At 59.6% G+C, this 24,654-nt stretch carries 15 protein-coding genes; 2 read left to right on the top strand and 13 right to left on the bottom strand.

All coding sequences use genetic code 11. The features are described 5' to 3' along the window. Positions 1–17: 17 nt before the first annotated feature. Entirely contained in the window at positions 18–2,447 is a 2,430-nt protein-coding gene (locus tag B3Z17_RS09405; protein WP_286829560.1) for a TonB-dependent receptor, read from the top strand. A 134-nt stretch (positions 2,448–2,581) separates the two neighbouring features. Here the strand turns inward: B3Z17_RS09405 and B3Z17_RS09400 are convergent, their stop codons facing one another. Genes B3Z17_RS09400 through B3Z17_RS09390 form a run of 3 tightly spaced genes read right to left on the bottom strand, consistent with a single transcriptional unit; the run spans position 2,582 to position 5,956 of the window. Continuing rightward, positions 2,582–4,021, bottom strand: coding sequence for an aldehyde dehydrogenase family protein (locus B3Z17_RS09400; RefSeq protein ID WP_286829559.1), 1,440 nt, complete (start codon positions 4,019–4,021; stop codon positions 2,582–2,584). A gap of 16 nt (positions 4,022–4,037) precedes the next feature. Then, positions 4,038–5,033, bottom strand: a complete 996-nt coding sequence (locus B3Z17_RS09395) for a 4-hydroxyproline epimerase (protein WP_286829558.1) — start codon at positions 5,031–5,033, stop codon at positions 4,038–4,040. A 5-nt stretch (positions 5,034–5,038) separates the two neighbouring features. After that, entirely contained in the window at positions 5,039–5,956 is a 918-nt protein-coding gene (locus tag B3Z17_RS09390; protein WP_286829557.1) for a dihydrodipicolinate synthase family protein, read from the bottom strand. A gap of 160 nt (positions 5,957–6,116) precedes the next feature. Between B3Z17_RS09390 and B3Z17_RS09385 the strand changes: the two genes are divergently transcribed. Then, the gene (locus tag B3Z17_RS09385; RefSeq protein ID WP_286829556.1) at positions 6,117–7,403 is read left to right on the top strand and encodes an NAD(P)/FAD-dependent oxidoreductase; all 1,287 of its coding nucleotides are present in this window, start codon (positions 6,117–6,119) and stop codon (positions 7,401–7,403) included. 201 nt (positions 7,404–7,604) lie between these two features. On the opposite strand, the gene B3Z17_RS09380 is transcribed toward B3Z17_RS09385, so the two are convergent. The 10 genes from B3Z17_RS09380 to B3Z17_RS09335 form a co-directional block, all read right to left on the bottom strand. Continuing rightward, positions 7,605–11,678 carry a calcium-binding protein gene (locus B3Z17_RS09380; protein ID WP_286829555.1) on the bottom strand — a complete coding sequence of 1,358 codons (4,074 nt, stop codon included), beginning with the start codon at positions 11,676–11,678 and terminating at the stop codon, positions 7,605–7,607. Between the two features lie 248 nt (positions 11,679–11,926). Continuing rightward, positions 11,927–12,769 carry a carbon-nitrogen hydrolase family protein gene (locus B3Z17_RS09375; protein WP_286829554.1) on the bottom strand — a complete coding sequence of 281 codons (843 nt, stop codon included), beginning with the start codon at positions 12,767–12,769 and terminating at the stop codon, positions 11,927–11,929. A gap of 15 nt (positions 12,770–12,784) precedes the next feature. Next, the gene (locus B3Z17_RS09370; RefSeq protein WP_286829553.1) at positions 12,785–14,002 is read right to left on the bottom strand and encodes an MFS transporter; all 1,218 of its coding nucleotides are present in this window, start codon (positions 14,000–14,002) and stop codon (positions 12,785–12,787) included. Further along, positions 13,999–15,708: a serine hydrolase domain-containing protein gene (locus B3Z17_RS09365; RefSeq protein WP_286829552.1), complete on the bottom strand. Its 1,710-nt coding sequence runs from the start codon at positions 15,706–15,708 to the stop codon at positions 13,999–14,001. Before B3Z17_RS09365 ends, B3Z17_RS09370 begins: the two co-directional genes overlap by 4 nt. Next, positions 15,705–17,267, bottom strand: a complete 1,563-nt coding sequence (locus tag B3Z17_RS09360) for a tetratricopeptide repeat-containing sulfotransferase family protein (RefSeq protein WP_286829592.1) — start codon at positions 17,265–17,267, stop codon at positions 15,705–15,707. Before B3Z17_RS09360 ends, B3Z17_RS09365 begins: the two co-directional genes overlap by 4 nt. A 108-nt stretch (positions 17,268–17,375) precedes the next feature. After that, entirely contained in the window at positions 17,376–19,760 is a 2,385-nt protein-coding gene (locus B3Z17_RS09355) for a TonB-dependent receptor (protein WP_286829551.1), read from the bottom strand. Between the two features lie 108 nt (positions 19,761–19,868). Next, the gene (locus B3Z17_RS09350; RefSeq protein WP_068309160.1) at positions 19,869–20,489 is read right to left on the bottom strand and encodes a TetR/AcrR family transcriptional regulator; all 621 of its coding nucleotides are present in this window, start codon (positions 20,487–20,489) and stop codon (positions 19,869–19,871) included. A gap of 188 nt (positions 20,490–20,677) precedes the next feature. Then, positions 20,678–21,490, bottom strand: a complete 813-nt coding sequence (locus B3Z17_RS09345; RefSeq protein ID WP_286829550.1) for a DNA-binding domain-containing protein — start codon at positions 21,488–21,490, stop codon at positions 20,678–20,680. Beyond that, positions 21,487–22,458 carry a DUF692 domain-containing protein gene (locus B3Z17_RS09340; RefSeq protein WP_286829549.1) on the bottom strand — a complete coding sequence of 324 codons (972 nt, stop codon included), beginning with the start codon at positions 22,456–22,458 and terminating at the stop codon, positions 21,487–21,489. Before B3Z17_RS09340 ends, B3Z17_RS09345 begins: the two co-directional genes overlap by 4 nt. Continuing rightward, positions 22,458–24,608, bottom strand: coding sequence for a ferritin-like domain-containing protein (locus B3Z17_RS09335; RefSeq protein WP_286829548.1), 2,151 nt, complete (start codon positions 24,606–24,608; stop codon positions 22,458–22,460). Before B3Z17_RS09335 ends, B3Z17_RS09340 begins: the two co-directional genes overlap by 1 nt. Positions 24,609–24,654 lie beyond the last annotated feature (46 nt).

The following is a 24,654-nucleotide window of genomic DNA, read 5'->3' as shown; positions in this document are numbered from 1 at the left end:
TGACGGAAAAAATCTCGGTGGGGCAGCCTGTATCTGGTGCTAGGCATCTTTGTCTTGGCCTGACCAGATCGGTCGCCGGTCTCGGCATGCTGGCCCTTGGCATCGGCGCGGTTCAGGCGCAAGATCGAGCTGGCGCTGCTGATTCCGCCATCGAAGAAATTATCGTTACGGCAACCAAGCGTGAACGGCAGCTTCAGGACGTGCCTGTTGCCGTGAGTGTCATCTCCGGCAATACCATCGACCAAGCCGCGATCAGGGACCTGACCGATCTGCAATCCGTTGTCCCGTCCCTCACCGTTACACAGCGCGGCAGGACAGGGAACACAGTGGTCAGCATTCGTGGCTTTGGTGGCGGCAATGACAATGCGGCCATCGAGCCCTCTGTTGGTGTTTTCATTGACGGCGTGTATCGGTCCAAAAACAGCCAGTCCCTGGGGGATTTCATGCAAGTCGAACGCGTGGAGGTTCTGCGCGGACCGCAGTCTACGCTGTTCGGTAAAAACTCGTCCGCAGGCGCCATTTCCATCATCACCAAAGCACCGGAATTCGAACCAAATGGCAAGCTTGAGCTAACCTACGGCAACTATGACCAAATGATCGCGCGCGGATATGTGACAACGGGCATCTCAGAAACTGTCGCTGCATCCATTGAAGCCTCCTACAACAGCCGGGATGGATATGTTGAAAACACTTTCAACGGGCAAGACCTGGGGGACAGAAACCGCTGGGCGGCCAGAGGCCAGTTGCTGTTTGTACCGTCTGGTGACCTGACTGTCCGCGTTATCGCCGATGTCGACGGACTTGACGAGACCTGCTGTTATTCAGCGCCGGCCATCATCGGCCGGTCCCGCGCCATCTTCGATATGGTTGGCGCCGAACCAGCTGCAGGTGATATTTTTGACTATGAGACCAACGAGAACACACCGCGATCCAACAGCATATCGAACGCCGGCATCAGCGCGCAGATTGACTGGGACATGGGCCTAGGAGTCCTTACATCCATCACAGCCTTTCGCAGCCATGATAGCGACAGTGTTGGTGATGCTGATTACACCTCTCTCGATGCAACCATCGCCGCCAACAACAACGACCGTAAATCCTTCACGCAGGAACTTCGCCTATCGGGCGGAGGCGCCAGTACGGCATGGCTTTTAGGGGCCTTCTACGCCCACGATGAGGACATCAGGAAAGGAAGCATTACATACGGCGCTGACATGAGGGCCCTCGGCAATGCCCTTGCCAGGGGTGGCCTTATCACTGCCGAAGAGCACCTGAAGTCATTGGGCGCGCTTCCATCAGACACCCTTTTCTTTGGTGAAAACCAGGGCGTTTTCACAAATGGCCAGGTTGAAAGTGACTCCCTGCACCTGTTTTCCAATATCGATTTCGACGTGACTAACCGACTCACCGGCACACTTGGCGCTGGCTACACCTATGACAAAAAACAACTGACCATCGCGACCCGGAACACGGACACCTTATCCAACTTGAACCTTGTTACCCTTGGCGGAGGCCAGTTGCTTGGCCTGCAGGCACTACAATTCCTGAAGCCTGTCGTACCAATTCCAAACGCGGTTGAAGACGGCACCAAGACCGACACTGGCCTCACTTATGCTGTCAAACTGGCGTACCGTGTTTCCCGCAGGGTGAACCTCTATGGATCATATTCAACAGGCTTCAAAGCCTCAGCCGCCAATCCGGGGCGAAACAGCCGACCGGCAGTGGCAGACATAGAGACGCTGGATGCAGCAGGCCTTCTGCCAGACCAAACCGCCGTCAGTTTGGGCGAGTATGCAGGCACCCGCTTTACCGAACCAGAGCGCACCCGTCTGGTCGAGTTTGGCATGAAAACCAAGTTCAAGGCTGGCACCTTCAACCTGGCCTTGTTTGATCAGGACATCAAAAATTTCCAGACAAATGTGTTCGATGGTGTGTCATCTATTCTTGCCAATGCCGGCAAGCAGAAATCCAGGGGCATTGAAGCAGAACTAGCGATTTCCGTTACCGACTGGCTGCAGCTTGATTTTGCCGGAACCTATCTCGACGCCAGGTTTGAGGAATTTATGGGTGCTTCAGGCGTTGACGGCATTGTCGACCTTTCCGGCGAGGCTGTACCCGGCTTTCCGGAGTTCGCGTCCTCGTCGGCAATCACCTTGAAAAAAGCGCTGGGGCCTGCGGAACTGTTCGCCCGCATAGACTGGCAATATGAAAGCGCAACCCCGGTAGCCACAAACGTTCCAGATAGCGTCGAAAAAAAGGTAAGCACCATCAATGTGTCCATTGGTGCCGATTTCGACAATGGTTGGGAACTGATGCTTTGGGGCAGGAACATCACCAGCGACAAGGTCATTCTTGCCGGTTTTCCGTCAGCTGGACAACCAGGCACCTATGCCGTGTACGCAAGCGTTCCTGCCCGATATGGCCTGACCATCCGCCGCGAGTTCTAGCGAGAGACCCGATGCTGGCACAAAAAACAGCTGCCAACCCCGGATGCTCGAAACACATGGGGTATGACAGCTGAGTTGGCTCAGAGTGGTGCCGTCAGTTACCTGGCGACACCGGCTCTGGGGTCCTGATCGTGTTAGGCCGACCGCGTATAGGCGGTCTTGACCGTGGTATAGAATTCCTTGGCGTACGAGCCCTGCTCGCGGCTGCCGTAGGAGGAGCCCTTGGTGCCGCCGAACGGCACGTGATAATCCACACCCGCCGTTGGCAGGTTCACCATCACCATCCCGGCCTCGGACTTGCGTTTGAAGTCTGTGGCATATTCGAGCGAGCCGGTGCAGATGCCGCTTGAGAGGCCAAACTGGCAATCATTCGCGACCTTCAGCGCTTCCTTATAGTCCTTCACCTTCACCACGCTGGCCACGGGGCCGAAGACTTCCTCACGGTTGATGGTCATCTCAGGCGTGGTGTCGGTGATCAGCGCCGGGGCCATGAAATAGCCTTCAGGCTTGTCCGCCAGCCGGTTACCGCCGCACACCAGCGTGCCGCCTTCGACCACAGCCTGCTCGACATATTTGAGGTTGCTTTCAAGCTGGCCGGCGTCCACCACCGGGCCGATCTGGGTCGCCCCGTCACGCGCGTCACCGACCACGAGCGCCTGGGTCGCGTTCGCCAGCGCCTCGACAAAGGCGTCATGGATGCCTTCGGTCACGATGATGCGGCTGGAGGCCGTACAGCGCTGGCCGGTGGAGAAGAAGGCGCCGTTGAGCGCACAGTCCACCGCGATATCGAGATCGGCATCATCCAGCACCACAATCGGGTTCTTGCCGCCCATTTCCATCTGCACTTTGGCGCCGCGCGCCACCGCCCGGTTGCGGATGTCTGAGCCCGTTGGCACGCTGCCGGTGAAGCTGATGGCGCGCACGTCGTCTGATGTCACGATGGTTTCACCCACTTCGCGGCCCGAGCCGTTCACCAGGTTGAAGGTACCCGCCGGCAGGCCAGCGCGGGAAATGATCTCAGCAAGCGCCCAGGCAGAACCCGGCACCAGCCCGGCAGGCTTGAACACCACTGTGTTGCCATGCGCAAGCGCCGGCGCGATCTTCCAGGCCGGGATGGCGATCGGGAAGTTCCACGGCGTGATCATGCCGATGACGCCTACAGGCTCCCGCGTTACTTCAACGCTCAGACCCGGCCGCGTTGACGGCAGGATATCGCCGGTCAGGCGCAGGGTTTCGCCTGCGAAGAATTTAAAAATCTGCCCGGCGCGCGCCACTTCGCCGATGCCCTCCGCGAGCGTCTTGCCTTCTTCTCGGGCCAACAGCTCGCCGATTTCGGCCTTGCGCGCCAGCAGTTCGGTGGCGATAAAATCAAGCGCATCAAAGCGCGCCTGGATGCCGCTTGAGCCCCAGATGGGGGCAGCGGCCTTGGCGGCGGCAATGGCATCCAGGGCTTGCTTGCGGTCCGCCACGGCATAATCGCCGATGATGTCGTCGGTGTTCGATGGGTTTACGTTGGGGGCATATTTGGCGCCCGCCACCCATTCACCACCGATGAAATTGTCATACTGTGTCATGTGTCCCTCCCAATACTCAGACCAGCTGAAACCCCTCCGGGAAGGGGTCGCGGTCGTCTACAAAAATTGTGTTCAGCCCCGTCACGAAGGCCTGGCCTTCTATAGACGGGATAATGCCCGGATTGCCACCCACATCTGTGGCCGCTTCAACCCGGCCGGTGAAACGGCTATGGATAATGCTTTCATGGACATAGGTATCACCCACACGCAGCTTGCCGCGCGCCGTCAGTTGCGCCAGGCGCGCCGAGGTGCCGGTACCGCAGGGCGACCGGTCGATGGCTTTGTCGCCATAGAAAACAGCGTTCCTGCCGTCCGCGTCTTCGGTCGGCGCGCCGGTCCACAGCACGTGGCTGCAGCCCTGCACCGTGGCGTCCAGCGGATGCACCACCGTGACCGCCCGGTTGACCGCCGCGCGCACCTTTGGGCTGAAGCGCAGGATGTCAGCCGGGCGCATCTGCTCCAGCCCGCCATAGCCGGGTTGTGGGTCCACGATGGCATAGAAATTCCCACCGTAGGACACGTCGACGGTAAGCGGGCCAAGCCCCTCCACCTCAATCTCCACACCCGCATGCGCAAGGTATGACCCGATGTTGCGGACGCGCACGCCGGTAACCTTGTCGCCCGCGCGGGTGAAGGTCACGCTCACGCGGCCCGCCGGCACATCAATTTCAAGATGGCCTTCCACGCGTGGGGTGATCAAACCATGCTCCAGGCCAATCGTTACGGTTCCGATAAGACCATGTCCGCACATGGGCAAACAGCCTGACGTCTCAACAAACAGGATCGATGCGTCCGCATCGTCTGAGCAAGGCGGATATATGATCGCGCCAGACATCATGTCGTGTCCGCGGGGCTCGAACATCAGCGCCTTCCTGATCCAGTCATGGTGCTTCAGGAAATCCTGGCGCTTTTCGCTCATGGTCCGGCCCCTCAAGTTGGGGACCGCGCCATGCACCACACGGACGGGGTTGCCGCCCGTGTGGCCATCGATGCACAGGAACGTGTGCCGCACGGTGGTTACGCCGCAGCCTGAAGGTCAGCAGGCAGGGTCGGGCGCGTCTCGATCGCCCGTTTTGTTACGGCTTCCACATAAGCGCGCTCTTCGCCAGTCAGTTTCAGGCGCGGTGCCCGCACCATTTCACTGCCACGTCCCATGATCTGTTCCACCAGCTTGATGCATTGCACCAGCGTCGGGATGGTATCCAGGTCCAGCAGCGGCATGAACCAGCGGTAGATCTCGAGCGCCTCGTCCGTGCGGCCCGCTTTCATCAGCTTGTAGATCGCCACCGATTCCGCCGGGAAGGCGTTGGTCAGGCCCGATACCCAGCCCTGGGCGCCCAGCGCGAGGGCCTCAAGCGCGATATCGTCCACACCGCCGAAGATGGCAAAGCGGTCACCGAAGGCATTCTGCAGGTCGATGATGCGGCGGGTGTCCTCGGTCGATTCCTTCACCGCCACCAGATTGTCGATCTCGGCCAGCTCGCGCATGGTCTCGATCTTGATGTCGATCTTGTAGGAGACCGGGTTGTTATAGATCATGATCGGCAGATTGGTGGCGCCCGCCACCGTACGGTAATGCTCCACGATCTCACGCGGCTGCGCCTGATAGACCATGGCGGGCAGCAGCATCATGCCGTCCACGCCGATGCGCTCCACGTCGCGGGCATAGTCCGCCGCAAGCTTGGAGGTATATTCCGCCGTGCCAGTCAAAAGCGGCACGCGGCCATCGACCACTTCCTTGGCTGCCGCGATCACCTGGCGCTTTTCATCCGCCGACAGCGATACATTCTCGCCCACGGTGCCAAGCGCGATGATGCCGTGCACACCGTCCTTGATCAGGCCATCAATCACACGCTGGGTGCTCTCGATATCGATGCTTTCATCGTCCCGGAACTGGGTTGTTGTCGCCGGAAATACACCAGACCAATCAATCATTTTCTTGTCTCCTATAGAAGGGAACACTCAAACTTCAGCGCCCCGCAAACAGCCATTTTTCTGTGGCCACATTCAAAATTTGAATTGTGTATATTGTATACAATATGTTATTTCAAGTCCTGATTTGATGTCACTTCGCGTTTTGTAGGAAAGGCTTGCCATGAACAACCCAGCCCCCTTTAAAGGGCACGCGCCCGCGCGCTCACACCGGCTTGACTGCGAAATCGCTGTGGTGGGCGCCGGGATTATCGGCGTGTGTACGGCGCTTGAACTGCAGGCGGCGGGCCATGATGTCTGGCTCCTGGACCGCAAGGGCGTGGCCGAGGAATGCTCGTTCGGGAACGCCGGCCATATTGCGGTCGAGCATATCTTTCCGCTCTCCAGCCCCGCGATGCTTCTGCAGGTGCCGAAAATGCTGATGGCGCCCAACGGGCCGCTGTCGATCCGGATGCCTTACCTGCCACGGCTGACGCCATGGCTGATGCGGTTCCTGTGGGCCGGGCGCCTGGCACAAGTGGCCCGCGCCACCGCGGCGATTGCCGCCCTGAACGCCCGCGCCTTGCCGGCGTTCCGCAGCCTGCATCAGCGATTCGGCCTGGGTGACCTCCTCCATGAAGACGGCACCCTGGTGGTGTATGAGGCCGAGAAAAACTTGGCCGGCGCCAAACATGAACAGCAGGCACTGGCCGCCTTCGATGTGGAAACGGAGCTGATGGACGCCCCGGCGCTGAAAGCCTTTGACCCGGCGCTAAACTCATCGCTCAGGGGCGCGCTACGGTTCCCGCATTCTGCACATGTGACAGATCCGGCACGACTGGTGCGCAAGCTGGCGGGGCATTTCGTGCGCCTAGGTGGCCATATTGAAAAACAGGCGGTCTTGGGCATTGAGCCGTGCCGTGCCCGCACGGTGCTGGCCACAGACCGCGGCCGGGTGCGCACGGAAAAGCTGGTGATCGCGGCGGGTGCCTGGTCGCACCAGCTGATGCGCATGCTGGGCCATAAAGTGCCGCTTGAGACCGAGCGCGGCTACCATCTGATGCTCGAAGGCCCGAGCGCCCAGCCGCGCGTGCCCACCACCTTTTTCGAACGCCGCTTTGTCGCCACGCCGATGGACGGGGGCCTGAGGCTCGCGGGCCGGGTGGAACTGGGCGGGCTCAAGCTGCCGCCCAAGGACCGCCACGCCCATGCCCTGCTGCCACTGGGGCAGGACCTGCTGCCTGGGCTTGACGCCAAGGCCACAACGCCGTGGATGGGTTTCCGCCCCACGCTGCCGGACAGCCTGCCGGTGATGGGCCCGATGCCGAACCATGACAGCATCTATGCCGCTTTCGGCCATAACCATATGGGTCTGACCCACGGTGCCATCACCGGCGCGCTGATGCGTGACCTGGTGACCGGCGAAAGGCCCGCACTGGACCTGACGCCATACCGGCTCAATCGCTTTTAGCGGGTTACCGGTGCCGGAGGACCTTAAGTGGGACCAAGGCCCGGAGCCCCTTCGACCGGGTCCGGGAAGGCGTTGACGGCATTTAACTTGCCGCCCTAGAACTTCCCAAGCCGCGCAAGGGCGGCATGGGAATCTGAATGTCGGAGCCGGACCATCCTGCGGCAATCAGTGTGCCGCAGGATAAAGCCAGCCTGCCGTAGCCTAAATTTCGATCGCCATGGTGGCCAGGTCAGCGACGCTGTATCCTTCAATCAGGACGCTACCGTTTCCTAAGTCGATCAACAGGCTGCCTCGATAGTCGCTGGCCGCGGCAACCACCGCGTCGAAATCCGCGAAATAGCCATCATGGGCCCGAAGCTTCAGGGTGTCCTGGTTTATGTCGAAATCCATGATCACATCCTGGCCGTGCCCGGCACCAAAGACAAAGAGGTCTGCGCCGCCGCCGCCGGACAGCAGATCGTCGCCTGCACCGCCCCAGATGACATCCTCGCCGTTGCCTGCGAAAATCGTGTCATTGCCGTTGCCGCCAAAGATCAGATCTGCACCCAAGCCGCCGTCAATCCAGTCACTGCCGCTGCCGGCGTATATTTTGTCGTCGCCCGCGTTTGCCAACACCCTGTCGGCACCCGACCCGGCCATGATGATGTCGTCACCCGACGCCGCATGAAACACATCATCACCGGCGCCGCCCTTCATGGTATCGCTGTCGGTGCCGTAGGTGAGGGCTTCGCCTTCGTCGAACTGGCCGTTGGCTGCAACAATGCCGTCTACCCAACCGCCGCCGATGATCGTGTCGTCGCCCTCTTCGCCAATCAGATAGTCTGAACCGTCATGCTCGCCGCTACCCACATAGCCGTTTCCGGCCACGGTAAACGCTACTTCAGCGCCACCGCCGATCAGCAGGTCATTGCCACCGCTGCCGTTCACATGGTCATTGCCGTCGCCGCCAACAAGCGTGTCGGATGCTGCGGTGTCTGTGTCGCCATACAGCTGGTCATCGCCGTCACCGCCCAGCAAGAGATCTTCACCGTCGCCGCCGTGAAGGGTGTCCGCCCCGCCAGCGCCGAACAGGATGTCAGTTCCGCCGCGCCCGGACAGGGCGTTGGCCTCATCCCCACCTGAAATCGTGTCATTGTCATTGGTGCCGATCACTGCTTCGATTGAATGGAATTCGTCCCAGATGGCATCGCCTGCAGTCCCGGTCCCTGTGCCCAGATCAATGGCGATACCACCGGCAGACCCGCTGAAGTCCACAGTGTCGAAGCCGCCTTCGCCAAGGAAGCGCTGATGGTCGTCATACCCGATGAACAGATTATCGCCGTCGTCGCCCTGGAAAGTATAAACCGGGATTTCAGGATCAGGACCCGGCAAAGGCGTACCCCCGCCTGTGCCCGGCCCCTCCACCGGTTCGACATGCGCCAGTTCGTCGCCCACGGCCTGCCAGACAAAATCGGCGATAGCCGCATAATTCTGCTGAACCAGCGGATGAACGTCATCCGGAACCTGGAAGGTATCAGGCGCTGGCTGACCATACAGGGCAGTATAATTGATCAGCGAAGACAGGAAATACATGGTGGGCGTACCGTGCGGGTCGGCATCGACATAGAGGTCACTTGGCGTGATGCCGCCCAGACCCAAGCTGTCGTCTGTCAGCATCTGGCTGATCAGCGATCCAACCGGGATCAGCTCCACGACCACATCTGGGCGCGCTTCCCGGATCGCATCGACATACGTCTCGAACCAGTCGTGGAACTCCCCCTGGGCGTAGTCGTGATATATCGCGAACTCAGCTTCCGTCGGCGGGAACGACAGCTGTCGGGCTGCCATGTCCGGCCAGCTTTCATAGATATAGATAACCGCGCCGGGTTCCTGTTCCTGCACCCAGTCAATGATGGTGAGCGTAGACTGGAGCGGGGTTGTGCCCTCGGGGTTCTCGCCTTCGAAAGGTTCCGTAGGCGCCAGCCCCTGGATGAAATTGCCCGGCGTGATTGTGACGGTAGTGAAATCGGCATCGGCGAAGCTGGTGCCGGATTCCGAGTTCCATGGGTTGGGCACCCCTGCAAAACCCCACTGGGAGACCGGGTTCAGGTCGTCATGAAGGCGCAGGAAGCCGAACTGACCGGTGAAGGCATAGTCATTCCCGGCCGTATCTGCCAGCTGATGCAGCCAGTAGGGCATGGCCGTTTCCGGCACTTCCTGATAATTCACCAGGCTGTGGCCAAAGATATAGTTGCTGATTTCATAGTGGTTTCCGGTGGCCGGCACGCCACCACCACCACCACCACCGCCGCCTGAACCGCCTGACGTTGAAGGTACCGGCAGCGGATCAAGCTGTATCTGCGTGCCGTTGGCGAACTCGATTGTTTCAACAGCGACAAGGCGGTCGGACCCGTCCGGGCCCACGACGCGGTAGCCATAACCTTCCACGCTGATTTCATAGTCATCGGCTGTACCGCTCAGCAGCACAATGTCGGTGCCGTCGCCGCCATGCAGGCCGTCATCGCCCGCCCCACCAACAAGCACATCGTCCCCGCTTGAGCCAACCAGATAATCTTCCTGCAAAGTGCCGATCAGTGTGTCGTCGCTACTGGTTCCCTCAGCCTGGACCCCTTGCTGGAAATGGGTGCCGCCCCGGCTTTCCCACCAGGGCGATACGGTGGCATTGAGGGTGTCGATCAATTCTGCGCGCGGGTTTGTGTCCTCCAGAAAGGCCCGCAAGCCCCAGGAGCCGAACTGGCCCGGCGCCGAGACATCCACGAATTGCATGAAGGCTTCGCCACCCACTGCCTGCCAGCCGTCAAACAGTTCCTGATACAACTCGGCCATCTGGTCCGACCGCACAAAGTCAGCCAGAAAATCGCTGAGGATAAGGCTGGACCCATTGGTCCCGGCATAGTGGTGGATATGCTGCCCGCCTTCATAGGACAGAAGCGCGAGGCCATAGTCGGCCGCGAAAGCCTGCTGGGTGGCAAGGGCATCCAGAACCTGCGGGATCGAGCTTTCCACATTCGGGTCCCGCAGAAGGTTTGCCGTTACATCGAACGCATCCACTGCGGGGTCGTCTATGGCATCCAAAATGGTTTGCCGATGCGTGTCATCAAGCGGGACCGCACCCCCGAAGTAGGTGGTGACGGCCACGGCGTCGAAATAGGTATGTGGCGGCTCGTACCCTTCCGGATCGGTCTGCTGCCAGGATGAGGCGGTCAGGACCTGCTCGGTCACCCAGGTGTTGTCCGTCATGGACCCGGCGACCCGCACGAGGCTGTCTTCGGCCCGGTCACCATACACTTCGGTAAAGATCTTCATCACCTGGGACGCGCGCATGCCGTACCAGTCAAGCCGAACCTGATAGCTGGGCTCGACACCCGGAAACGCGGCCTGGCCCAGGGCGTCCATTTCGGCAGAATGGGCAAAGATGGTGTTCCATGCCTCGTTTGAAAACTCCACGGTCACCTTCAGGGCCGGGTCCAGATTGTCCCTGATATACAGGGCCATGTTTTCCACATAGTCGTCAGTTGCCAGGTGGGGGATGTTGATCCAGATATCGGTCCCCGCTTCGTTGGCCAGCTGGACAATCACCTCAATGGGGACGCCGTTGGCCGCATAGGTGAAGTCATCCACCTGTGGCCGATCGGACCATTCGGAAATCGGGGAATGATTGGTGTTCATCCAATCCATGAAGCGAAATTCGCGCATATCGTCCACAAGGTCGAGCCAGGTTGGATTGAAGACCGCGCCCGCCTGATAGAGCTCCAGATGTTCCTCCCGAACGATGGAAATATCCCTGATATAGTCACCGGTATTGGCCGGGTCGGTGTTCGCGATCTCGAAACCGAACGTGCCGCCACTGGTATTCTCGAACACGATTTTACCGTCTGTCTCGCTCAATATATTGATGTTGACACCGAAGATATTGATGTCGCCTTCGCCTTCATACTGCAGCACATAGACACCCGCCCGTCCCGCATTCGCCCCTTCGGCAATGGGTCCAAGGTCCCAATCGAAGATGGTCTGGATGCTGTGAAACCCGTCCACCATTTCTGTCGGCCAGCCATTTTCATCCAGCGTCATCAAGGGCCGGAAGGACTCATAATCCACATACCCTTCGGTGTCGGAGACCCCGAACCAGGGCCGCATCATCTTTGTCAGGTCCAGGAAAGGAAGTTGGGTCGAAGTATCGGTGATTCCCTGAAGGCCGATAGCCACGGAAGGATCAATGTAACCGGTTACATTATTGGCCTGAGCCAAAAGGTCGTTTGCATTTGAGATGGGCATGTTTGATTCTCGCTTAGATTACCTGATGACGCGGTGGGTGCCTGACGCGTGAACTTAGCGTATAGCACGAGCGATACAACCGGCCAAGCCGTGCATGCAATTTTCATAAAATTGTCACGGCTGCCGTTCCGGGACAGGCAAGGCCAGCCCCCCTCGGCGCCGTGACAGGTGCGGTGATGCGCGACCCTGTGACCGGCGAAAAGCCCGCACTGGACCTGACGCCATATCGGATCAACCGCTTATAGAGGCTACTTGTGCCGGGCAGGAACCTCAAGCGGGCCGAGCGCCTTGAGCGCCTTGCTTGCCTGTGGGTCCGGGAAGGTGTGGGCGGCGTCGCGGAAGCTCTTGAGCGGCTGGCCAAGGCCCAGAACGCCGCGCTCGCGGCTGCGGGTCACCCGGTCCATATCCAGCTCCACCACGATGATTTCCTCATCGTCGCTCGCGGCGTGGATAACCTCGCCGTCCGGCCCCGCGATCACGGACCGGCCGTACGCCTGTTCGCCCGCACCGTTCACGTCCACCACATAGCATTGCTGCTGGGCGGCGGTTGCCCGCACCATGGTGCATTCCACATCGCGGTCTGCCGTGTTCGTGAGCGTCGGGTGGATGATCACCTCGGCGCCCTCCAGCACCATTGCGCGGCTGGTTTCCGGAAACCACATGTCATAGCAGATCGACAGGCCGAACCGGCCTACGTCCGGCACATCGAACACGCAGATGTCGGTGCCTGCGGCCACCCCGACTTCATAAGGATAGAAGGGATACATTTTGCGGTAGCGTGTCACCACCTCACCCGCCGGGTTGATCACCGACGCGGTGTTATAGACCTCATCGCCGTCTTTTTCATACAGCGACCCTGTCACCAGCCAGATGCCCAGCTCTTTGGCGAGTGCCGCCAGCTTGCCTTCGGTGGCAGACGGCAAGGGCTCAGCCGTGCCGGTGCCTGCGCCGCAGATTGCAAGTTCGCTCAGGACCACCATCTGGACCCACGGATAGCGCACAAGCGTGGTGCGGATTTTCTTCACAACAAGATCGAAATTGCCGTTTGGCTTCAAATCCAGCTGCAACCCTGCAATAGCAAATGGTTTCACGGTTGGTTCCCTTCCCTACTCTAACACACCCTGGTCAGGCGCCTTGTAGGCTGCTTCCTTCTGGTCCAGGAGCCGCGCGGGCATAAAGGCCGCGAGCGTACACAGGATGATGCCGGAAACCGCCAGATTGATAATCAGGTTATAATTGTCATCGCCCACCACCTGGGCTGCGATGAAGGGGCCTGACGCCAGGCCCATTTTGGAGAAAAAGCCCGACAGCGCAGCCATCCGCCCGTGCCCGTCAAAGGCTGAACACATCCCGAGGAGGTATGGGATCAGGAAGGCCCAGGTGATGCCCGTGATGATGTTGGCGGCAAAAAAGACGCCCACTTCACCGGAAAAACGAAACAGGATCATGCCGACGGCAGTCAGCACCAGGCCGCCCATCAGCGGCAGCAGGCGGCCAAAGTTGGTCCCCACCCCATAGACAAGCACCGCACCAATCACGGCAATCCAGTTGGCGAGGCCAAGCGTGGTGCTGATGGAGCCGGTCTTGAGCCCGAAGCTTTTGCCCAGTTCAATCACATAGGCCGCAAGGCCCATATTGGCCGCCTGGAAGAAAAACACCGCGAACAGCGCCATCACCAAGGGCTTCAGGTAAACCTTGTCTTCACCGCCGCTTTCATTTGAAAGCGCCGTCTTTTCCTTGGGCGCATAAGTCCCCATAAAGGGCACCATCAGAAGCGTGACAAAGCTGAAGGCAATCAGCGCGAAAAACAGCACCTGCGTGCCGTAAAGCGGCACCAGCTTGGGCAGGAACATCAGCCCCAGTCCGCCCAGACCATACTGCACGATCAGGAGCATGCCGAAGCTGCGGTCCGGCGCGTGCGTGCGCGCGATCACGGAAAAACCAACGCCCACAAGGAAGCCGCCTGTTGAGCCGTGGATGAAGCGCATGACTGTCAGCAGCGTCGGGTCCGCGATCGTGCTGGAAAAGACATCGAGCGCAATCAGGATCAAAAGTGCCGCAATGGCCGTCGGGCGCCAGCTGAGATGCTTGATGGCAAACACCGCCACAAACGCCCCCAGTGCCGCGCCGTACACATTGGCCGACGCCACATGGCCGGCGGCCTGCTTGGAAAAGCCGAGGCCCTCCACAAGGCCGCTTACCAGCGCGGGCATGATGTTCACATAAAACAGCCCCGCCGTTGTCAGGAAGGCCAGCAGCACACTGGCCAGGTGGCCATTGGGGGCCACCACCGGAAAGCGTGCTTTATTGCCGGTATCGATCATTCTGTCACCCCGCATACCGGGCTGACTTTCGCCAATTCTTTCACCGGTTCTGAAAATGTAAAATTATAGCCGTCACTGAAATAATAATAGACCCTGCCACCCGGCAGCATCACCACCGTGATCCCGCCATAACCAGAGAAGAAAGGCAGCCAGGTATCGCCCGTGCAGCCAAGCGCATCCTTGGCATTCCAACCCCAGAAAGCATTATTGTAGCGCAACGTGCTGCTGCCTGCCTCAGACCCACGATCAGAAGGGTCGCGCTGCATGGCGCTGTCCAGAAGGCCGGTGTCCAGCATGGTTTCAAGTCGGGCGTCGCGTCCGGCAAGGGCCGTGGCAATGCGGGCGATATCGTCGCGGTAAAACAGCATGCCGTAGCCGCTGAAGGGCTCAGGGTTCGCGCCGCTCGTGCGGCGGATTTCCTGGCTGAGCGGCCCGAGGTGAAGCGCGCGCCACAGCGGGGCCACCAGATCACGATAATAGTCGGCACCACCGCCATGCCGACTTTTGAGAAAGCCGTTCATGGCCACGCCCAAAAGGTAGGTATCAGACGTATGATACACCCACTGTTCGCCCGGCTGGCTCTTGCGCGGGAAATAGCGGCAGGAAAAATCTGTCTTGTCAGCTGAAATTTCCGCCAGGAAGAAAGGCAGATAGCCAGCGGAGCCTTCGTCCACGTGAGCCTCGGCACTGACATAGTTGCCGGTGGTCATGTCCGCCAGATGCTCAAGTGTCACATCCTGCCACTGGCTGCCTGTGCACTGGGGCACAAAACGCTGCAGAGTGGCGTCTTTCAGACCCTGATAGAGCTTCTCGAACCGCATCAGGCCGATGCCGCCCGCAAGTGATTTGGCGACCGAATAGGACGGCAGGGTCATGGTGTCACAGAAGGGGTAGGCGCCGAAGCGCGTGTCGCAGCCGCTGACATAATGCGTACCGTCATGCACCACGCCAAAGACGGTCATATTGTCAGAAGCGATGGTGCCGGATTGAGCGAAGACGTCGGCATCCGTGCCCGCGAGGTTTTTGATCGGAGCCGTCGGCAGGCGGCGCGCCACCTCTGCGACATACGCCGCGCGCACGCCGTCTGCACCGAGGGGGGCCGCATAGGCCCATTCCGCGTCATAGCTGCCCCACAGGTTGAATTTGAAATAGCCGCAGGTCTCGCTGGCTACCTGCACCAGCGCCTTGCTGGCCCGGCCCGACCCGCTGACGCGCACAGTCAGCACCCCGTTGTGGATACAGTTGGCGTTCTTTTCCATCAGCGCGAACGGCAGGGAAATGCGGTTGTCGCCGCTGTCGTCCTGCCACACGGCGCCCGGGGAAAAGACAAGGTCGAAATAAGGGTGCAGGGCGTTCACAATACCGCGCACCACGGGCACGATGGCGTCGCCCGATTGCACCAGCCAGATGTCCATGGCCGGCAAGGTGTTGACCTGGTTGGCTGGCACGTCTGCGATGCCGTCGGCATCATCCAGCGCTTCAAAGCCACTGGCCGCCTGGTTTCCGCCCAACACAAGGTGGCCGTCCATCAACCGGCTTGTCGGGCTGGCGCCCGTGGGCTTGGCAAAATCTGCAAAATCAAGCGGGTCCGTGAAGGCCGCGCCGCCAAACAGCGCATCAAGATCGGACGCTGCAGCACAGGCCGACAGACCCACGGCCTGCAGGAGAACAGCAGCAGACAGGAAGATGCGGCCACCCACTATCACTTCGCGCCCCCTTCGGTGGTTATACCAGCGGCCTCAAGCCGTGCCTTCAGGGACGCCAGCGCTTCAGCATGGTCTTTCCAGCGCCCGACAGAGGACGCATAAAGGGGCTGCCGCACTTGCGCGGCACTGGCCGTGGCCGACGCGCTTTTGTTTTCATGGAACGTCAGGCAGGCGTCCTCAAATGGCAGGCCACAGTGGTCCAGCATCCGGCGCGTCTGGCCATCAAGGTCCGCGACCAGGCTTTCATAGGACACATCCAGAATGCGGCCGGGCAGCACAGCATGCCAGTGGGCCATCAGCTTCCGGTAGGCAATGAAATAGTCGGCCAGATCCTCCAGCCGGTAGCTATAGGGGTACCCGAGCCGGAACAGGGTTTTATAGATGGCAAAACAGCTGTCCATGGCCCCGCGTTGCAGATGGATGATCCGGGCGGTCGGCATGGCCCGGGCGATCAGGCCCAGATACAGGAAATTCGCTGGCGTCTTGTCCACCAGATAGGGGCCTGCCTGCCCGCGCGCCGCCGTGCTGGTGAGATAGGCTTCCCCGAGCGCCTCAAAATCAAGGGCCGCAGATTTTTCAATCAGGTCTGTCTTATTCGAAGCAGGGCCCGCGAGCCTCATCAGCGATTGGGCAAAATCATGAATTTCGCCAAGGCTGTCGACGCTTGAGTGCGAGCTTAATATCCGGTCCACGAGCGTCGTGCCCGTGCGCGGCAGGCCGACGATGAAGATCGGCCCCGGTGCGTCTGAGGTGGATACACCGCCTTTGAAAAAGTCGGCACTGAAAACCCGTTCGATATCGGCCATGGCGCCTGTGTCGGTGCTGACATGATAGGCCATCATGGAGGCGCGCAGGTCGGCGCCGCGCCGGAGGTGCGCAAAGCTCGCACCCGCGTCCCCGAGGTCTTCATATTCTTTCGCGAGCGCGTAGAAAAGCTGCACGGCGCCCTTCATGTCGGGGACACCTGAGCGCAAGAGCGCTTCCATCTCTGCGATGTGATTATTGTCCGCCGTCCATTTCCGCAGCGTGGCGCGGTTATAGTAAGCGTCATAATCGCTCGGCTTCAGGGCGATAACCTGATCATAAAGTGCGACGGCTTCATCAAGGTCCCCCACCGCCGTGGCGGCAGTCGCCAGGTTGTAGAGGGCCTGCGTATCCTTTGGCGCGAGCGCGACAGAGCGCTTGAAACAGTCATAGGCCAGATCAAAAACCGACAGGTGCGTATACAGCTGGCCGGTATGCATCAACAGATAGCTGTCGCCCCAGGCAAGCGCGCGAAGACGTGCGAGTTCATCTGTCGCGGCTTTCAGGTCGCCTTGCTGGATCAGGGCCTGCGCCACCTTGAGGTGGGCGTGAAGGTCTTCTTTCGCCAGCTCGACTACTTTCTGGAAGCTTGTGAGCATGGCGCTGAAGTTACCAGAGGCCTCGTGAACCCGCCCGAGCCGCCGCCACCCATCCGGGTTGGTGGGATGCTTTTCCGCCAGAAGGGCTGCGAGGTCACCGGCTTCTGCCAGGCGTCGCTCCTTCATCAGGGCATCAATTTGCTGTAGGGCGGTCATGATATTCACAAGGCTCTCTCCGCTGCAGGGACATCTGGTATGTCTGAGCATGCGGCAAATGAGGGGGGGAAGGGAAGCCCCTTCCCCACGGACGCTTTCAGCGTCGCTTTAGAAGTTATATTTGACCGCAAGGCCAACGGTGCGCGGCAGCGTGATTTCGCTTTTAGCGCCGCTGCCCAGATAGTTCTGGCTGGCGTCGGTGCCCATATAGGCGTCGCCGTAAACGGCCGAGATACCGCGGTTGTTGAAGATATTCTTGGCGAACAGCGTTACGTCAATGTCACCCTTGGTGAAGGTCAGGCCCGCACCCCATATGGAGAAGCCACCAAGCTCTGCCCCAAGGGTGGCGTTATCATTGTCGATATAGTTCTGGCTGCTGCTTTGAACATAACCGTTCACCCGTGCCACCATCTGGATCTCGCTGGTGATATCGGTGGTGTAATCAAACGCGATATTCAGCATATGCTTGGGCACGCCGGTGAGCTGGTTGCCGTCAGTGGCAATCACACTGCCGGTTGGCGACAGGAAGTCGCTGGTCAGCTTGGCGTCAGCGAAAGCGTAGCCGAGGTTATAGTGCAGCGCGTTGCCGATATAGCCTTCGACTTCGGCTTCAATCCCGATAGAGCGGGCGCTGTCGCCGTTGGCGACCGTGAAGAAACCCCAGTTGCTTGTCGCCGTGTTGATCTGCGGGTTGGACCAGTCCACATAAAAGCCGCTGACACTATAGCGGACATCCGCGGTCGCGCCCTTGATGCCGATCTCATAGTTTCGGGTGGAGTCCGAGCCGTAGGAAAGCCAGCTTTCGTCTTCGGCGAAGAAGCCGGTGGTGGGCACAGCAGTTGCGCCGCCACGGCGATAGCCTTCAGATACGGTGGCATAGACCATGGTATCGTCATTCACGTCATAGGACATGTTGAACTTGAAAAGCGCGTCTTTCTTGCCGGACGTCTCACCCTCGATCACAGCCGGTGCGAACAGCGTGTTCCAGAACGGCAGGTCAATGCGGGCGTCGGCGGTGACCTTGCTGTCGAAATAGCGGATGCCCGCTGTGACGCTCAGTCGGTCACTCACATCATAGGTCGCTTCACCGAAGAAGGCGGTTTCCTTGATCTTGGTCACGCTGTCGAAATCGAAATCATTGTCGATATCGGAATAGCCGAAGCCGTTGGACATCCATGGGAACACGGTCGACGCCCAGGCCCTGTAGCCCGCCAGCGTGGAGATCTGGTCAGCCGTCTGTTCCTGGTCGTGGTAATAGATACCCGCAACCCAGTTGAACGGCCCGTCACTCTGGGACACCAGACGCGCTTCCTGGATGAAAGCTTCATCGGAATAGCCCCGGTCGGCGCGTGCAAGCGGACGCGGCGAGTTATAATAGAAACCCGACAGCCAGTTTTTCTGGGCATAGAAGCCCGTGTTTTCGCTGATGGAGCGGCCATCGCGCTCATAGTAGGACGTTGACGAAGTAAGGGTCGCGAAGCCGAGGTCTATGTTCATTTCAAGGCTTGCAAGTTCGAGATCCGAGTGGGAAGGCTCTAGTTGCACAGACCCGGCTTCATAGCGGCCATACTCATTACCAAAACCGTCCAGGAAACCCTCTGCGGAGCCACGGCGAGCCCCCACTTCGTCGCTTTGACGCGTGTATGTGAGCACTGCATCAAAGGCATCGCTTGGCGCAAACAGCGCGCTGATACGCAGGAAATCAATGTCTACTGTGTCGGCGTCCTTGACCGAGGTGAAGACCGCATCGGTGTCTGTGATATCGCCCGGCACCACGGGGGCACCAGAGCTGTCCAGTTCATAGACATTCACATAATCGATGATACCGGCGGAATCGACCTTGCTGCCCACCACGCGAAGCGCAAGCGTGTCACCGAGCGGGATATTGGCAATGGCTTCACCCGTCCAGCTGAGGCTGCCGGAGCCCGCGGTGGTCGTCAGCGTGCCGCCAACAGAGCCTTCAAATTCGCCCAGCACCGGCTTGTTGGTGATATAGCGAACCGCACCGCCGAGCGAACCGGAGCCATAGAGCGTGCCCTGCGGGCCGCGCAGCACTTCGACGCGCTCGAGGTCACTCATCATCATGTTGCCGAACACCGGCGTATCGTTGATGTAGGTGGCAACCGTTGGCGCGCTGGTTACAGGCACGTCGGAGCGGTTGGCGCTATCCACGCTCAGGCCGCGGATACGAATGCCGTTCACCTGGCCCGCGTTCCGCGCACCTTTGTCGCTTACCGCCACACCCGGAATGTTGCGCAGCAGCTCCGACGCGTCGATCACCTTGGCGGCATCGATGGCAGCGCCGGACACTGCGGAAATATTATAGGGGATATCCTGGACAGATTCAGACCGGCGCGTGGCCGTGACCATGATTTCCTCAAAACTGATTCCCTCGTCTGCGGCATCCTGTGCGATCGCGGCAGGTGCGAATGCGCCCGACAGCGCCGTGGTGGAAAGCAGTGCGAATGTAGAAACTTTACCGATAGCCGTCATGGCTATTCCTCCCATTTCGATGTCATTTGACAAATTTATGGCAGGCTAATTTTTTATAGTCAACTAAATTTTTATTAGTGACTATTTTTTTAGTCGACTAAAAGATGTCTAGATTTCATAAGGCCCAACAATCATGGCGACATCCGCCGCGATGGCGTTGTGCAGGTCCTCGACCGTCATATCCTTCAGATACACATAATTCAGGAAGTGGATGCGCTCCATGCGGGTCAGCAGGAATGCCAGCTCGTGCATGTCTGTACCAGCCCGCAGCTTGCCGTCGTCCTGATATTTCCTGAGCACGCTTTCAATCGCGGTGCCCAGGCCGCTGGCGATGGTCTCGATATACCGGGGGGCAACCGCGGGGTCGCTTGCCGTCGCCACAAAGGCCACCACGTGGCCCCAAAGCTCGCGCGACAGGGCAGACAGGGTATCGTTGACGTTCGAGTGAATCACCTTGGCCACCAGTTCGGACGGTGTGTGCGTGCCGGTCTGTTTGGAAAAATCGTCCTGAGCTTCCTCGATCCCCTCCTCGCCGCGCGCCACAAGCGCCAGCAGCAAGTCGCCCTTGGTACCATAATAGTTATAGACGGTGGGGGCGGACACCAGCGCCCGTTCGGCGATCTCTTCGATCGTGGTGTCAGCGAATCCTTTTTCCACAAACAGGTCCGCCGCAGCCTTTTCAATCAGGGCGCGGCGCTGCGCCTTTTGTTTTTCCCTAAGGCCAGCCATGGTCTCTAGTCCCTTAATTTAATTTTTTAACTCGTATATTTTTTTATAGCTGAATAAAATATTTTTGCAACTGTCGGGGAATCACATACCACCAAAAAAATAGCCCCCCACCCGGAACCGGCCGGGTTGCCAATCATTTCTGAATTCAGGGAGAGACGGCAGGCAGCCAGCTACTGCCTGTTTTCCTGTTACGCGTCTCCGCGGCGAATGAAGAAGCCGGCATCAATCCAGCCTTGCCGCACGTCCGTGCGCCAGGAGTTCCTGACGTCCTCAAGGGGCCGCTGGCTCCAGGCCGCGAGGTCTTCGAGTGCCGCATCGATGCTGCCGAGTTGCTGGACTGCCATCAGGAAGCGGTGGTGGAACGGGCTGAGGGGATAGGTGGTGGTCTGGAAATCCCGGCGCACGACGGCGACATACTGCGCTGCCTGGCCCGGATGCGCTGGCGATTTGCCTGCGCGCACTTCATGATAATACCAGGCCACCGGGAAACGGTAGTGCCCCAGCACAAGGGACGGCAAAAGCGTCAGCTCCGCGTCAGCCTCCTGCCCATCAGGCCAGGGTTTGCCTTCATGCCCCGGCGCGTCAAACAGGTGAAACAGCGCACGCTCATACGTCGCAAGGTCGATCATGAAATCGATCCAGCTTTCGCGCTCGTCCTCCGGCAGGTCCTTGTCCGGGCGGTTGTCTGAAATCCAGCCTGCGAACCGGCGGCCCAGTTCATAGAGCGTATAACTGTCTGACGGGCAGCTGCGCAGATACTCATCCGCGAAATCACAGAACAGGTCCTGCCCCAGCGCGTGTGCGGTGGCCGGGAACTGCTCAATGAGGCACTGCCGAAGCCTGAGGATATAGCTGCGCTGATAGATACCCAGGCAGGCGGCAGCGTCAATGTGGGCGCCGGGCTTGAAGGTACCCGCCACACTTGCGCCGTCCACCCTGCCGGGGGCGATCAGCGCCTCCATCATCCAGCGCTGCATGTCTGGGAGCGTCGCTGTGGTCATAGGGTCTGCATCCTGCTCTCACCCATCACGTTCGGCACCATGAAATCCACCGGCGTGGAGGTGGCGGCACTGGTGCGCGAGCGGGTGGCCACTGCCTCTACCGGATCAATGCCGTCGATATAGGCGCGGGCGCGCAGCACCTCGGCGTGCACGCGGTCGAATTCCGGCACGTCGCCGTCCCACTCCAGAAGCGGGCTGGCGCCGCCGGTTTTCTGCCAGGCGGCGCGGAACAGCTGCCAGACTTCGTCACACACCGGGCCGTCGTGGGTGTCCACAATGTGGGTGCCGCAATGCTGGTGCCCGGCCAGATGCATCTGAACGACATGCTCAAAGGGGAAAGCCTTCATATAAGCGTCCGTGCTCGTCCCCGCATTGAAGCAGGTGACATAGACATTATTGACGTCCAGAAGGAGTTTGCAGCCGGTCTGGTCGCACAGGGCGCGCAGGAAATCCGGTTCGCTGATGGTCGACTGCTGGAACTGCACATAGCTGGAAGGGTTTTCGAGCACCAGCGGGCGTTCGAGCACGTCCTGCACTATGCGCACCCGCGCCGCCACATGGGTGAGGGCCTCTTCGGTCAACATCAGGGGCAGGAGGTCATGGCTGTTGAGGCCCATGATCCCGGTCCAGCACAGATGGTCGCTGACCCACCGGGCCTTCACATCGTCCGCCAGCGCTTTCAGCTTGGCAAGATACGCCCTATCCAGCGGGTCGGTGCTGCCGATCGACATGGACACCCCGTGCAGCACGATGGGATAGCGTTCCTTGATCTGGTCCAGGACCCAGCGCGGTCGTCCGCCTGAATCCATGAAATTCTCTGAAATGGCTTCGAACCAGTCCACCTCGGGCCAGGCCTTCAGGATATGGTCGAAATGGCTGTTGCGCAGCCCGACCCCCAGGCCCAACCTTTCGAAGGTTGGGCCCGAAGCGTCAGCCTGCGCAACGCTTTGCTTTACCGCACCATCCATCAGCTGCAGCTACCTGCGCCGCTCATGCCGGATGCCCCACAGGCGGTCATGCCCTGGCCGCTATAGTCCTGTATCCACTGAATGGTCGGGCCATACTGGAACAGGTTGGGATGCGGCACAGTGCCGGGCTTTTCGGGCAGGTGCGGCTTCTTCTTGCGGAGTTCCGGGTAGGTTTCCGTCTCAAAGATCTCCCGTGCCCGCACCCAGACGCTCTTGCCCTGGTTCTTGCCCATGGTGGAGAAACGCTCGGCGTTGATCGGCGTCGCGCACGACCCTTTGGTGGCGCAGGCGTTGTTGCTCGGGTCGTTATACTGCTCTTCCGCCGTACCGTAGAGGCCGCAACCGCCCTGGCCCGCACAGTTGTTCTTCACGTGGCAAGTATGGTCGGAGACGATTGGCTCACCCGGCTTGGTATAATTATAGGCAAGCGCCGTCGAGCAGTAACCCTGGCCCGCGCAGGCATTGTCCCGGGTACGGCCCTGCCCCTTGCAGCTGTTCAGCCCCATACAGGCGTGACGCACCTCGTCAGCCCCGATATCCTTTGGTGGATATTGCGGGAATTTCGGAATGCCCTGATAGGGTGTGATGTCGCACACCATCGATGGCGGGTTCGGCGCTGACGCCGGATAGGTCTTGAAGGTGGTGGCCGCTTTTGCCGCCGCCACATTGGCATCCAGCACATCCGCCGGCACGATGCCCGATGTCCAGTAAGGGCTGACATCAAAGAGGCTAGGGATCATGTTGATATAGCCCTGGATGTCATCGGTGTACCATTTCTCTGTGCCAATTTTTTTGTTCAACTTGGTAACCATGTGGCACAGGTTGCCAAACGCCTTGTCGCGGGTGCCAAGGTCGACATTCTCGAACGATGGTGCAAAGGCGACCGTCAGGCAGCTGCCCTTGATGGGCGCCTGCTGGACACGCATGGCCTGAATGACCTTGTCGAGAATCCAGATCATGGACCGGTGCAGGGACTGGTTGAAATAAAGCTTCTGCTGGGCCGGTGGGATCTTGAAGATGGTCTCGGTCATGATCAGCATATACTGGTAAAGACCGTTCACCACATTTGCACAGTCATTGAAGCCGTCTTCATAGTTGGCCGCCACCGGGTTGGTGGGCACATTATAGACGAAGCTCGCCAGATCAGAATTCGTGATGGTTGTCGCGGCGGGCGCCGGCGGGGTCGGGTTCTGATGCGGTATTTTTTCGTGGGCCGGGTCATAGCCCTCAAGGTTCGACTGCAGCGTCAGGAATTTATAATAGTGCGAAAACTCCTGGTCCGATGGATCGTCGAACTTGGTGAAATCATAGCCTTCGCCCTGGGCGTCGATCGTCTGGATCGCGAGGAGCGCACTCTCTTTTGAATTGACGGTCAGAAGCTGCACGCCGCCTGCGTGGCTGTCATCCCGGCTGGAGAATTCCGCCACAGTTGCAGCAGACCCCGCCGTCGGTGTCGGCACCGGGCATTTCTTGTCGAAGCTGCCGGTAGGATAGGCTGTATCAATATTGTTGGGCGAATAGTTGGTGTCCTGGATCTGGCTTGCAGTCTGGCGCTGATTGAAATCTGCGTCCGTGATGTATTTCGACAGGATGAGGCAGCGCACATAGGAATAGACCTGCCCGATCGTCGACCAAGCGCCCGGTTGCGGCGGCGCATCTGGCATGGCCGGATATTCGATCTCAAGAAACTGCCACATCTGCTCGAGCGAGAAGGGCGCCAGCGGTATTTGCATCGCCTTGCCGTCCGGCCCGAGGTAGGTGTGGCCTGGCAGGTTGGCCGGGTAAGGCCATGGTGAATTCCCATACAGCTCCGGGTCCTGCCCGAGCGAATCAAGAATGTTGGATGCAAGCGACATATGCAGCATCTCTTCCACCGCTACGCTCATGATCAGGCCGCCGGCCTCATCGGCGAAACGGGTCACGTTGGTGGACGGAAAGCCCTCCGGCGTCCGGTTGATGGAATAATAGGTGTAGAGATAGATTGGCAGGGTCGCGAGTTCGATCTTAACCGCCACCTTCAAGTGTTCGGTCAGATCGCTGAGCACTTTTTCCCGGTTCCAGGCGGGCGAGGTGTTGATGGTGTTGATCAGTGCCTTTTCCGCTTCAGTTGGCGGCAGCAGAGGATCGCTTTTTTGGGTCGTGTCGTACATGGGTGTGTCCTTTGTCTCTATTGGAATGCCTCTGTGTCGGGCGCCC

Source organism: Kordiimonas sp. UBA4487, from assembly GCF_002389025.1.
Lineage (GTDB): Bacteria > Pseudomonadota > Alphaproteobacteria > Sphingomonadales > Kordiimonadaceae > Kordiimonas > Kordiimonas lacus.
The sequence above is the reverse complement of the archived record's forward strand: the minus strand, read 5'-3'. Positions and strand labels throughout refer to the sequence as shown.